Genomic DNA, 14,001 nt, shown 5'->3' with positions numbered 1-14,001 from the left:
CAATATCCTTTACTTAATGACTCTACATGTATTAGACGAATTATTGAACTCAATCACTCTTTAATTCATAGAAACTGATATGCTAAAAACTACAAAAACTCATTATTATGGTGTAATACCTTTGTAAGTGTTTATTTTTAAAAATTTTAGTTCTTGTTAACATTAATAACAGGCAGCGTATGAGTGATATTTTACCACTTATCGGTAGTGGATTAATTATAGTAGGAACATTATTACTCGTCATAGCGATGATTAAGGTCTGGGAAATAATTCGTCTTTTCCCGGCAGGAAAATTGCAGCAGAGTTGGGGAGTTTTAATGCTGCTCATCTTATTCTTTATCATCAGTTACTGTTTATATGCGAAAGTTAGTTTTCTTAACTTTTCTATTCTAATTGATCTAACCGTTCCGACGATATTTTTCTTTGGGGCCGTTTTTGTCTATATCGTCTGCAACTTATCACTTAAAACAACAGTTGATATCATGCAGTTACACACATTAAAGCAAGAAAACATTACCGACCCACTCACTGGTATTTTTAACCGTCGCTATTTAGATCATTACCTCAAAAGTGAAACCATTAAGGCCCAAAATTATTTTCAGCCTCTGTGTGTTTTCCTTATCGACATTGACCATTTCAAGATTATTAATGATAGTTATGGCCATCATATAGGTGATCTTGTGTTGAAAAATATTGCTCAAAATATAAAGAGTTCACTACGTGATACTGATGTTGTTACCCGCTATGGTGGTGAAGAGTTTGTTGTCGTTCTTCCTTCTACTCAAGCTACAACATCACACAAACTCGCTGAGCGCTTAAGGAACATTATCGAAAATACGCATTTAATAACCCCGGGGAAATCAGGGGAAGTTGATTTATCAATTAGTGTCACTATTAGTATCGGAGTTAGCGAGCTAAACACGAATTGTAAAGACCATTTATGCTTAATAAAGAATGCCGATAAGGCATTGTATAGAGCAAAAAACAATGGCCGAAACCAAGTGTGTATTTGTTAAACGATACTGGTTTACATACATATGGTCTACACTCTTTTCTGGTAAAACACCGCTTCAGTATCGCCTAATGGATCGCGATGAAGTCGTTTGTATTGAAATTGCATACCTAATTTTTTCATGATGGCGATAGACGCTAGATTATCTTCAACCGCTATCGCGCTCACATGTGTGACCTCATCAACCGTACTTACCGCTTGCATAACCGCGTTTGCCGCTTCTGTTGCGTAACCTTTTCCCCAACTGACATATTTAAAGCGCCAGCCTAGCTCAATGTTATGCGGCTGCGATTGAGTAAAAAAATGCATTGGCCTGACTAAAATCCAACCTAGGTATTGACCACTCAATTGATGTTTATCATTTTCGACGCAATCCAGTGCTTGAACTTTCCATAAGCCCCAGCCTTTTTGAGGATTTAAATATTGCGCCAATCTTGGGATCATCACCGTATCAATCTGATGTTGAGTGGATTTAATGCCGCCATTTAAAAAATCCATGACGCGCTCGTCTTGGTCTAGTTCAAAAAGTAAGGCGCTGTCATCAAGTGTCATTAATGACAGGTGTAATCTAGCGGTGTTGGCTATTTGCATTGGCAGTTCCTATTAATACTGACACTTTAATCAAACTCAGCCTTTGACTGAAACACAAGTTTACACATTGATACAACAAACAAGAAACAATTCGATTAACATATAAGGTAGAAAATAGATTACTTGCAGCCTATTGGGGATAACACTGCAAAAACAAATCAATTAAAGGGAAGCATTGTGGCGACTAAAAAACAGATTATTTTACCCATTATCGTATTAGGAATAGGCATTGCTGGCCTGGTTGGGCTTTCTGCTTTAAAAAAGCCACCAGAAGAAAAACCAGAGGTAGATACTACCCCGTTAGTCTCTGTTGAAGTTATTAACTACCAGCCCATGACCTTTGATGTCAGCTCTTATGGCGTAGTCAATGCTAAATACATGACTGAAATTGTTGCCCAAGTCAGCGGCGAAATTATTTTTTTAGACCCTAACTTTGTTAAAGGCGGCTTTGTTAAAAAAGGCGAGATATTAGCAAAAATTGACCCTAGTGATTATCAATCGAGTTTACTCGATGCCCAAGCTAGCATAGCCTCATCGCAAGCTTCGTTAGTGCAAGAGCGTGCCAATGCCGAAGTGGCGATCCGTGAATGGGCGGATATCACTAACAGAGAGCCAACAGACTTAAGCTTACGCAAACCGCAATTAGCCCAAGAACTGGCCAAATTAAAAAGTGCAGAAGCCAGTTTAAACCGCGCTAAACGCGATTTAGAACGAACCATTATTCGTGCACCATACGATGCCTTAATCGACGGACGTGAAATTGGCCTGGGTTCATTTGTCAGTAAAGGCACCCCTGTCGGCAAAGTATTAAATACCGACAAAGCTGAAATTCGTTTACCTATCGCCGACAAAGAAATGCAGTATTTAGCCGCTAAAGGCGTTAATGCCAATGTTAATCTGTCGGGTCAGTTTGCCGGCAGTAAACAAGTCTGGTTGGGTAAAATTGTCCGCAGCGAAGGGGTTGTCGATAACAAGAGTCGCATGACCTACCTAATAGCAGAAATAAATGACCCATACGGCTTAACCACGGGTAAAAATGAATTACGTTATGGCACCTATGTCACTGCACAAATTGAAGGCATACAAGTGGGTAATGTCGCAGTAGTGCCTCGCCACCTCGTTGTTAATGGTGCGGTCGCGATTATGGACGCTGATAGAAAGTTAAAATACAAACCCGTGACTGTCATCCGCCAGGATGGCGCGAATGTGGTGATCACCGACGGTTTAGAATCTGGAATGCAACTAATTACCTCAGCACTTGATTATCCTATCGATGGGATGAAAGTGGCGCTGCCAGAAGACCGCGTTCTGCAAAAAGAACCCGTGGCAGAAAAAGATGACACTGAACTTGCGATGGAAGAAGGTGAATAACAATCATGGCTGATACTCATAAAGGACTCATAGCCTGGTTTGCCCGCAACAGTGTGGCGGCGAACTTGCTAATGATCATCATATTGCTGGGCGGATTATTAACTGCCAGCACAATTAGAAAACAATTTTTTCCCGAAGTTGAAATCAACTGGATTGAATTTAGTGCCGTATATCCTGGTACTGCCCCGCAAGAAGTAGAAGAAGGCATTACCATTAAGATTGAACAGGCACTTGAAAGCGTTCAAGGGTTAAAACGGGTAATTACCTACTCAAACCGCAATATAGCTCAAGGCTATTTTCAGGTTGAAGAGTCTTACGACCCATTAGTGGTGTTAGACGAAATTAAATCAGAAATAGATTCAATTTCAACCTTTCCAGCTGACATGGAACCGCCAAAAGTTGAACGAATTAAATTTCGTCAAGAAGTCATGTACTTAAGCTTGTATGGCGACATGTCTGAGCGCCAATTGAAAGATTTAGGCGATAAAGTTCATAACGAAATCATGCAACTGCCCAACGTGAATATCTCTGAATATTACGGTGGTTTAGGTTATGAAATCAGTATTGAAGTCAGTAAAGATAAGCTGCGCGAGTTTGGGCTCAGCTTTAATGATGTGGCTCAAGCGGTTCAAGGCTATTCGCGCAATATGTCTGCGGGGCAGATTAAAGCAGAAAACGGCTATATTAACTTACGCGTTCAAAACCAAGCTTACGTAGGTTACGAATTTGAAGAGTTGCCATTGTTAACGCTAGCTGATGGTACCAAGCTGTCTTTAGGTGATATTGCCGTCGTCAATGACGGTTTTCAAGAAGGAATACAATACTCTAAATTTAACGGTAAAAACTCGGTTACCTTCTTTATCGGCGCAGCTAAAAACCAAAGTATTACTGACGTTGCCGACGTTATCCGTACTTATGTTGATAAAAAGCAAAAATCATTACCACAAGGTGTCACACTTGAACCTTGGGTTGACATGACATATTACCTCGATGGTCGTTTAGATCTCATGCTAGACAGTATGAAAAGTGGCGCCGTACTGGTATTCCTCATGTTAGCGTTATTTTTACGAGTCCGTTTAGCCTTTTGGGTCATGATGGGATTACCGGTATGTTTCTTAGGAACCCTACTGTTTATGCCAATGGCATTTATTGATGTCACGATTAACGTCATCAGTTTGTTCGCCTTTATCTTAGTGCTCGGTATTGTGGTCGACGACGCGATTGTCATGGGAGAAAGTGCTCATAGCGAATCTGAAGAGCACGGGCAAAGTGTTGAAAGTGTTATCCGCGGGGTGCAAAAAGTGGCTATGCCAGCCACCTTTGGTGTATTAACCACCATTGCCGCATTTTTACCTATTACCATGGGCGATGGTCCGTCATCGGCCTTCGGCCAAGCGATTGGCTTTGTGGTGATTTTATGTTTGTTATTCTCGCTTGTAGAATCAAAATTGATTTTACCCGCGCATTTGGCTCACATGAAAAAACCTAAGGTAGTCAAGGCTGGTTCAAAGAACCCTCTAGACTGGCTACGTAACGGCGTGAATTTTATTCAAGGCAAAGTAGATCGTAATTTAACCAAGTACATTGAGAACATTTATCGGCCATCGTTAGAAATAGCCATTAAATATCGCTACGCGGTAATTATGGTCTTTATCAGTTTAATTATGGTCTGTGCCGGGCTTTATGGCGGTGGTTTAGTGCGTTTTATTGGTCAGCCAAAAATTCCGCACGACTTCCCGCGCATTAAAATCGAAATGAACGTTGATGCATCAGAAAAAGCCACCTTAGCGGCAGCATTGGCCATTGAAGAAACGCTGTATAAAGTGGATAAAAAAGTCGAAGACGAATACGGCCAACGAATGATTTCTGATATGCAAGTTGATCTTCGAAGCCAAACCAGCGCAGAAGTGATGACCAAACTGGTTGATCCTGAACTGCGTCCAATGGACACCTTCGCGTTAGCTGAGTTATGGCGCCAGGCTATGCCGCTTATTCCTGGAGTGAAGTCTTTTACCATTCAAGACAGCTTAATGGGTGGTGGCCGTGAAGACGGTGACATTAGCTTTAGATTAGAAGGCAATAACGAAGCCCAACTTGTTGCTGCTTCATTAGCATTAAAACAAAAGCTTAACGGCCTGAAAGGCGTAAGCGATATTAACGACAGCCGTCAATCTAGCGCCAAAGAAGTCCAATTCCAGTTGAAACCTCTCGCGAGCGTGCTTGGGCTAACATTGGCCAATATTGCATCGCAAGTAGGTAACAGTTTTTACGGCTTAGAAGCGCAGCGTATTATCCGTAACGGCGAAGAAATCAAAGTAATGCTTCGCTACCCAGAAGAGCAACGTAACTCAATTGCGTTGGTCCAAGACGTGTTAATCAAAACTGCTGACGGTACTGAGTTGCCATTATCTGAAGTGGCTGACATTAAGGTGGTTCAAGGCGTAAACAGTATCCGACGTGAAAATGGTAGTCGAACCATTAACGTATGGGCCTCTGTAGACGCTGAACAAGCTGAACCTTTTAAACTGGCAAAAGATATCCGCGACAACTTTATTCCCGAACTGTTGGTCAAGTATCCGCAAGTGCGCAGTGAAGTGTCTGGAAATATTCAAGAACAGCTCGATAGTGCAGACACGCAAGTGCGCGACTTCATCTTATCGATGTTAGTGATTTACAGCTTATTGGCCATTCCGCTGCGCTCGTATATTCAACCGATAATGATTATGTCAGTGATCCCGTTTGGTGTTATTGGTTCTGTGATGGGTCACATCATTTTGGGAATTGATTTAAGTGCCCTTTCAATGTTCGGGATTATTGCGGCTGCGGGGGTTGTGGTAAACGACTCATTAGTGATGGTCGATTATGTCAATAACTCGCGCAAAGCGGGTGTGCCGATGCGTTTAGCTGTGCTTAATGCTGGCTGTAAACGCTTTAGAGCCATTATGTTAACCTCATTAACGACCTTTATTGGTTTGGTGCCCATCATGGCTGAAACCAGCATGCAGGCGCAAATGGTTATTCCAATGGCGGTCTCATTAGCATTTGGGGTGTTATTTGCCACCGTAGTCACCCTGTGTTTAATTCCATGTTTATACATTGCCATTGAAGACACTAAAGCGTTAATGGCGCGTATTATCGGAATTTATTCACCGAGTTCAACTCACGCACCACTAGAAGAATCTCAACAAAATTAAGCCTTATCGTTTGTAGATTCATTAAGGGACCTTACGAAAAGGTCCCTTTTTTTATCTCTACACATAAACACTGACGTTAGCGATAAATGACAACGATTAAATTAATCCCGATAATATAGAGTAACTGCATCATTTTATTGAAAATATGCTAATCTGATTATCATCGATTGTAACCAAAGGACGCCAACATGAGCCAGCGCAGTATTCACTCGTTATTTAAGCCCACTTCAGTTGCCGTGATTGGTGCGTCCAACGGGAATAAGCGCGCCGGAAAAGGCGTCATGAAAAACCTATTATCCAGTGGGTTCTCAGGACCGATAATGCCTGTTACTCCTAAATATACCGCAGTTATGGGGGTATTAGCCTACCCCAATATTGAAGCATTGCCGATAAAGCCAGACTTAGCGATTATCTGCACCAATGCCCAAAAAGTGCCTAGCATTGTTGAACGCTTAGCCCAATTTGGCTGTAAAGTCGCCATCATTATGGCTTCTGGTATGGCTTCACAAACCGATGAACACGGCAATAATTTATTAGCACTCACCAAACAATATGCCAAGCGCTACGGGATGCGTTTACTGGGTCCAAACAGTTTAGGCATGATATTGCCATCGATTGGCTTAAATGCCAGTTTGGCACATGTTGGCGCCTTACCGGGTAAAATTGCCTTTGTGTCACAATCGGCGGCAATTTGCACCACAGTTTTAGATTGGGCTAACAATAAAGGCATTGGTTTTTCCTCATTTATTTCGCTCGGCGACGCCACTGACATCGACTTTGATGAGTTACTCGATTATTTAGGTCGCGACAGTAAAACCAGCGCGATTATGCTCTATATCGATTCAATCAATGAAAAACGTCATTTCTTATCCGCCGCTCGCGCAGCCTCGCGCAACAAACCCATTTTTGTGATTAAGTCTGGCCGCAGCCATGAAGGCGTTAAAGCGGCCATGCTGCATACTGGCGGTATTGGCGGTAACGATGCCGTCTATGAAGCCGCATTTCGCCGTGCCGGTATGTTAAGAGTAAACGACTTAATTGAACTGTTTGCGGCTGTTGAAAGCCTTGCCCACTCAACCTCATTAAAAGGTGAGCGTTTAGTCATTATGAGTAATGGCGGCGGTCCTGCTGTACTTGCTGCAGATGAGCTGATCATTAAAGGCGGCAAGTTAGCACAATTATCAGAAGACACCATCAACGAGCTCAATAAAATTTTGCCCGACACCTGGTCAAGACAAAACCCTATCGACATGATTGGCGATGCTGACCACCAGCGTTATGCTAAAACATTAGATATTTTAATGAAAAGTAACGATGCTGATACCATTTTAGTGTTGCATTCACCGTCAATATTGTCTGAAAGCGTAGAGATTGCCAGTAGCCTAATCGATACCATTAGCCAACACCCTAATCGCCATAGAATGAACATTTTAACTAATTGGAGTGGTGAAGACTCCGCCTATCTTGGGCGTAAACGCTTTACTAAAGCAGGCATCCCAACTTACCGTACCCCAGAGGGTGCAGTGCGCGCCTTTATGCACATGGTTGAATATCGTCGTAACCAAAAACTGTTGCAAGAAGTACCATTGTCAATTCCAGACAACATTCCGGCCGACCGTAATGCTGCCAAAACTCTATTACAACAAGCACTCGATCGCGGGCAAACCGTGGTTGAGACACATCAAGCCGTCGATATTTTAAAAGCCTATGGTTTAAACACCATTGATACCTGGTTTGTCAGCGATGTAGATGAAGCCGTGAATGTAGCTAATAAAGCCGGCTATCCAGTGGCATTAAAAGTCCAATCGCCTGATTTGCTGTATAAATCTGATGTACACGGTGTGGTATTGAATTTAACGTCCGATGAAGATGTCAGTCACGCCGCGCACTCCATCATCGACAGGGTTCATCAAATTAATCCTAATGCCAAGATAGATGGCTTAATCATTCAAAAAATGGCATTAACAGCAGGCGCACAAGAAATTAGGGTGTCGGTCATAAACGATCCGGTATTTGGCCCCGCCATTTGTTTAGGTGAAGGCGGATCTGAATGGGACCCAACACGCGATGCTGCCGTTGCCCTACCGCCGTTAAATATGGCCCTAGCACGTTATATGGTGATCCAAGCGCTTAAAACCAATAAGTTGCGCGACAGACATTTGCCATTAGGCCTTGATATGAACGCATTGTGTGTGATGCTCACTCAAATATCGCACTTAATTATTGATTGTCCTGAGATTGCTGAAATCGACATCAACCCAGTGTTAGCTGCTGGCGAAAAAATTACCTTGTTAGACGTGAATATGCGCTTGCATGACAGCCCACAAGACAACATTGGTCGTCTAGCCATCATGCCTTATCCAAAAGAATTAGAGCAAACCTCAACGCTTAAAAACGGCTTAACCGTGATGCTTAGGCCAATATTGCCCGAAGATGAGCCTAAGCATTTAGAATTTGATAACTCGCTTAGCGATGAGGACAGGTACAAACGTTACTTTGGAGTGCGTTCACGCATGACCCATGAAGAAATGGCTGTATTGACTCAAATCGATTATGCGCGCGAAATGGCCTTTATTGCCACTACCATGATAGCAGAGGGTGAAGAGTTAACCTTAGGCGCAGTAAGAGCCTCTATCGACCCCGATAATACCGAAGCTGAGTTTGCCATGGCAGTGCGCAGTGATTATCAAGGCATTGGCTTAGGCAAGTTATTGTTAGAAAAGCTTATCTCTTACTATAAAAGCAACAACACCTTGTATTTAACCGGTTTCACTATGTTCGAAAACCGCAATATGGCCAGCTTGGCTAAATCATTGGGGTTTACCGTGTCGTTTGATATGGAAGAGCACTTAATCAAAATGCACATGGATTTAGAAAACCAAGACAAGTAAGCGCTGTGATAAACCCTCGTATCGATAAAATGACAACAATTAAAAGCAATAATAAATAGCAATAATAAATAGCAATAATAAATAGCAATAATAAATAGCAATAATAAATAGCAATAATAAATAGCAAGAGGCCATCAGTGTTACTGATGGCCTCTTTCCTTTACTCACCCTTTAGCGCCCGTTACGCAAATTTAACGCAATTACGACCAGAGGCTTTCGCTTTATAAAGTTGCTCGTCTGCACGGGCTAATAAGGTATCGACATCATCGCCGGTTTGCAGTGTAGCCACCCCTATCGACACCGTAATATGGCCTAAGTTTTGTTTCTTTTCTTTGCCAATTGACAATTGTTTTAACGAAATACGCTCGCGGATTTTCTCGGCGACATTAACAGCATCATGTAATTTGGCATTGGGTAACATCACTACAAACTCTTCACCGCCATAACGCGCCACCAAGTCATCACCTTTTACTGTTTGTTTCATCGCTAAAGCCACATAGGCTAGCACTTTGTCACCAATAAGATGACCAAACGTGTCGTTAAACAATTTGAAATGATCGATGTCTATCATCAACAAACTGCACACGGTTTGCGTATCGGTAAATTTAGTCATTTGCTCCGAAGCAAACAGCTCATAAGCTCGGCGGTTATTCAGCGACGTCAGTTCATCTGTCATTGCCACCTTACTCAAATTATCCATCTCACTTTTGAGGTTAGCAATTTCATCTGACAACGACACCAAACTGGTCGTCATATGACGATTACTGGCAATCACTTGTTCGACTTCAGCCGCAATACTCAACACAATGAGGTTCAGTTCGTCTGCGTCAGGCTTTGTTTGCAATTTAACGCCAAACTCACTGAGGTTGGTCGAAAAAGACTCCGTACCTTCACCCAACTGTTGAATTTTATGCACCAAACTATTGATCAATATTTGGGTTTCTATTTGGACGTTTTCGATAATTTCAGGCGAACGCTCCTCAATGAAGCGATTGTATAATCCTAAATTAACTTCTGGAGTAAACTTAACATCATTGGCAATGAGCCCATCGATAGCACGTTTTAAATTAAGGTTGGACTCGGAAAAATAATCATACCAAATGGCATAGTTTTCCGGTGTCACTGGAATTGCCAACTCGGACATTTTAGGTAACGCTAAACGCAATATGTGCGAGGTTTGTTCTAGGTTTTGATTATTGTGCATCGAGAACGATACCTTATGATAAAAGCAATGTGTCAAAGGTTATCAGTATGTTATGTCATACTTATGAAGTAAACTCAATTATTGTTGCTAATATTAAGCAAACTTTTAATGTTAAAATGAGTGTAATAATAACCCTTTTGCAACAGCGCCACGTTTATAAGCAGTGAGTCGTTTAATAATGGCACTCATGTCATTGTCAGAACACATTCATAAACCCGTTTAAACAAGACATCATTACAGCTCATATGTAACCTTTACCATAACAGGGAATTGATTAATCATGAAAACAACAATACACATAAAACAATTCATATTTGGACTCAGCGCCTTGGTTGCCAGTACCTCTTTTGCTGGCTACGCCATGCCAAAAGTGGAACAAGTGCAACAACAGCTCGTGATTCAAACCAGCGTAATGGACAATGATAATTATAAAACTCAAGCTGACACTAAGATGTACCCTGCTCCTAAAGAAAACATGGTGCAGCATATATTAACCCTGCCAAAGCTTAACGATGAATCTCAATATTTGATCGAAATTCAAATTGGCCAGAATAAGCTGGTTGATTGTAATAAAATGCACCTAATGGGTGACATCCACACATTAGCACTCGAAGGCTGGGGATATCCTTACTATCAAGTTGACAGTATTATCCAAGGACCAAGTACAAAAATGATGTGTACAGAAGCTAAAAAGGCCCAATTCATCAGCCTTAACAACACCATAACTCAAGAGTATGACAGCCGTTTAGCTAAAGTATTTTATCTTCCTAAAGATGCGCAATTACGTTATCGCATTTGGCGCGCAGCCAGTGAATTTACATTTAGCGATTAATAATTTGCGAAATAAGCTATTGATAATAAGCGGCATGACTCTAATGCACTGCATTGATAAGGCTCATCGATATAGGATTTAATATTTACAGAATTGAACTACAGAATTGAATTACAGAATTGAACTACAAAACTGGCTATAGGAAGCAGATATAGAAAATGGATTAACAGAACGGGTATATAGCCTATCAACCTAAGAAGCACGTTTCAGAGCCTCTTCAGGTTTATTGGGGATAGGAAATGAAAAACCTTGCCAACATTTTAGACACACCATTGATGCTCAAGCAGCAATCACTCTATCTTCAATGGTGCTGACAATTAGCACTTATGACTTTACTGAGATTAACTCGCGCTAATACCGTCTCACTCGCACAACTTTCATAATTTCAATTTCAAAGCCGGCAACCACTTCTTTTGACGGATAATAAATTAAATTAACCTTTTGCCCTTGCAAGCTCTTAAACCGTTTAGGACGCTTGTATTTGAACGGAACATCACAATTTTCAATCATCAAGGTTTGCAATACCCAATCATTAGTTTCACGTTGAGTATGAGAAATAACAGTCACGCCTTCAGTTTGCACTAAATTGGCGTGTTTCTTTAATAATGCTTCAGGAACGGGTTTCATGAATTCACCTTCTTAACTGCATCCAGAATATCTTGATATCGATAAGCACTAAAACGACCAAAGCCGGCTAATTGTTTAACCTTCATACGGCTAAACCTTGGCATCACCATACCCGCTAAAAACTTAGCCTGTGTTGCGATAGTCACAGTGGGTAACGATTTTGCTTGGGCCACTTGGTGAAGAGGCGCTAGCAGTGCAGCAACGTTGGCCGTATCTGGTAATGAAACCAACGTCTGTTTAGATAATACCGCAATTTCACCTCGACAAACACTGCAATGGCCACATGTTTTGGGTGCTGCTTGATCATCAAAATATTGAGCTAACGCGGCACTTAAGCAAGTGTCGAGTTCAAAAAAATCCACCAGCTTACCAATACGGACTATTTCTTTATGCTCATTGCCGCTAAAGTATTGCGCTAATTGTTGCGTCAATTGCACTCTTTGCGATTCGCTAATCAAGGCATGTTGTTTAACACTGTACACCTGAGTGATTTTTTTGGTTTCAAGAATAATTAAATTCTGCTCGGCTAAATATTCTAGCGCGGCCACCACGCGTTGACGTTCACTACCATATTGCTGATACAAGCTGTCAAAATCCAATTGTCCCCAGATTTTTTTAAACTGAGTGTGCTCAAAGACTTGGTTTAAAAACACTTGGCGTTCAGTATTGAAGCGATTGAGTATTGCTTGCTTGTCTTCAACAAAGCGATATTTAAAGTCGGCAAAATAAGCAAAACTTGGCTTAATCACATCCATCAGCTCTAATTGCACAAATAACGTTTTAAGCGGCAACGTACGGATATTACAAGCGGTAGACAAGGATAACTCTTGCACTTCCCAACGACCTTGATCGGTCTCGCTGGCAATAATATCCAACAAATTAGCAATACTTTCAGGTTCTGGCGTGTCGCCATAGACGAAGTTTTCGACCGTATTTAAGCCATCAAGATTGGCCAAGGTAATACAATGCGACACGTTACCGTCTCGCCCTGCTCTGCCGATCTCTTGGCTGTAATTCTCAATCGATTTAGGTAAGTCATAATGCATCACAAAGCGAATGTCTGATTTGTCGATGCCCATGCCAAATGCAATAGTTGCGACAATGACTTGTATGCGATTATCCATAAATTGTTGCTGAATATCTTGGCGAGCATCTTGCTCCATACCCGCATGATATGCGCGAGCATTCACGCCTTCACTGATTAAATACTGCGCGACCTCTTCTGCCGTTTGCTGCAAGGTAACATATACAATGCCAGCGCCAGGGCTGCCATCAGCAGTAAAGTGCTTAACATAGTGCGCAAGATGATTATTTTTATCTTGCTGGCTTACAGCAACAACGGATAAATCAAGATTCGGTCGGTAAAAACCCGTTTGAATAATATGGTGCGGCTCAAGCCCAAAACGCGAAGCCATATCGTGCTTCACTTGCTCTGTGGCGGTGGCGGTTAATAACAAGGTTTGTGGAATCGAGAACGCCTCACAAAACTGTGGGATTTTTAAATAATCTGGACGAAAGTTATGCCCCCATTCTGAAATACAATGCGCTTCATCAACCACTAATAAAGAAATTGCCACAGAGTGCAGAAATTGCCTAAAGCGTTCGTTCTTAAACCGTTCAACCGACACCATCAAAATCCGGGTGCGATTGTCGCGTACATCCCGCATGACTTGTTGGGTTTGCTCATAGGTTAAGCTTGAATCAATACTGGCGGCGGCAATGCCTTTGCTGGCTAAAAATGCCAGCTGATCTTTCATTAATGCCAGTAAAGGTGAAATAACTAAGGTTAGACTAGGCAACTGTTGTGCACAAAACTGATAACACAAAGACTTGCCGGAACCTGTAGGAAAAATCGCTAGCGCTGAATGACCTGATAAAATCGTTTCTATCGCAGCTTGTTGACCGGGTCTAAATTGATCGAAACCAAATTGTTGTTGCAGTAATTGGTGCAGATTTGCATCGTTTAACGTTGCTGTATCGCCAAGATGAATAGTGTCACTGGTTGACATAAATAATCCCTATGAGAGGTGATGAAACCCAAAACTGCATAGGGTTAACAAATAAAATGGTTAGCGTAAATTGAGACGACATCGTTGCTACTGACGCTTTTTTAATATCAGGCATCTCTGCTCATTCACACTTGGTATCATTTCGGGTCTTACTTTATGATACAGGTATTAGAGCATGGTGCTGGTATTACATTGTGTGACTGCACTTTTATTGCATTCTGATTGCGTTCTGATTGCATTCTGGTTGCATTAGCCACTTGATAGCGGTTT

At 41.7% G+C, this 14,001-nt stretch carries 9 protein-coding genes; 5 read left to right on the top strand and 4 right to left on the bottom strand.

The genetic code is table 11. The features are described 5' to 3' along the window. Positions 1-179 precede the first annotated feature (179 nt). Positions 180-1,016, top strand: coding sequence for a GGDEF domain-containing protein (locus AC19MV_RS03165; RefSeq protein WP_498305752.1), 837 nt, complete (start codon positions 180-182; stop codon positions 1,014-1,016). Between the two features lie 26 nt (positions 1,017-1,042). Here AC19MV_RS03165 and AC19MV_RS03160 read toward each other — a convergent pair whose 3' ends face one another. Continuing rightward, entirely contained in the window at positions 1,043-1,603 is a 561-nt protein-coding gene (locus AC19MV_RS03160) for a GNAT family N-acetyltransferase (protein ID WP_498305751.1), read from the bottom strand. 177 nt (positions 1,604-1,780) lie between these two features. On the opposite strand from AC19MV_RS03160, the gene AC19MV_RS03155 reads away from it, so the two are divergent. The 3 genes from AC19MV_RS03155 to AC19MV_RS03145 all read left to right on the top strand — a co-directional run bounded on the left by AC19MV_RS03155 (position 1,781) and on the right by AC19MV_RS03145 (position 9,059). Further along, positions 1,781-2,974: an efflux RND transporter periplasmic adaptor subunit gene (locus AC19MV_RS03155; protein WP_498305750.1), complete on the top strand. Its 1,194-nt coding sequence runs from the start codon at positions 1,781-1,783 to the stop codon at positions 2,972-2,974. 5 nt (positions 2,975-2,979) lie between these two features. Then, a complete protein-coding gene (locus AC19MV_RS03150) occupies positions 2,980-6,168 on the top strand; it encodes an efflux RND transporter permease subunit (protein ID WP_498305749.1) in 3,189 nt (1,062 codons plus the stop codon). Positions 6,169-6,356: 188 nt separating this feature from the next. After that, on the top strand, positions 6,357-9,059 hold the full coding sequence (locus tag AC19MV_RS03145; RefSeq protein ID WP_498305748.1) for a bifunctional acetate--CoA ligase family protein/GNAT family N-acetyltransferase: 2,703 nt from the start codon (positions 6,357-6,359) through the stop codon (positions 9,057-9,059). 181 nt (positions 9,060-9,240) lie between these two features. Here AC19MV_RS03145 and AC19MV_RS03140 read toward each other — a convergent pair whose 3' ends face one another. Next, a complete protein-coding gene (locus AC19MV_RS03140; protein WP_498305747.1) occupies positions 9,241-10,263 on the bottom strand; it encodes a GGDEF domain-containing protein in 1,023 nt (340 codons plus the stop codon). A gap of 280 nt (positions 10,264-10,543) precedes the next feature. On the opposite strand from AC19MV_RS03140, the gene eco reads away from it, so the two are divergent. Then, positions 10,544-11,095, top strand: coding sequence for a serine protease inhibitor ecotin (eco, locus tag AC19MV_RS03135; RefSeq protein ID WP_498305746.1), 552 nt, complete (start codon positions 10,544-10,546; stop codon positions 11,093-11,095). Positions 11,096-11,446: 351 nt separating this feature from the next. Here eco and AC19MV_RS03130 read toward each other — a convergent pair whose 3' ends face one another. Both AC19MV_RS03130 and AC19MV_RS03125 read right to left on the bottom strand, forming a co-directional pair. Then, complete coding sequence (locus AC19MV_RS03130) at positions 11,447-11,722, bottom strand: hypothetical protein (RefSeq protein WP_498305745.1); 276 nt, start codon at positions 11,720-11,722, stop codon at positions 11,447-11,449. Then, complete coding sequence (locus AC19MV_RS03125; protein WP_498305744.1) at positions 11,719-13,731, bottom strand: RecQ family ATP-dependent DNA helicase; 2,013 nt, start codon at positions 13,729-13,731, stop codon at positions 11,719-11,721. The genes AC19MV_RS03130 and AC19MV_RS03125 overlap by 4 nt, the downstream gene beginning before the upstream one ends. Between the last annotated feature and the right edge of the window lie 270 nt (positions 13,732-14,001).

Source organism: Shewanella sp. MF05913, from assembly GCF_059758095.1.
This window is presented reverse-complemented; position numbering and strand designations above follow the sequence as displayed.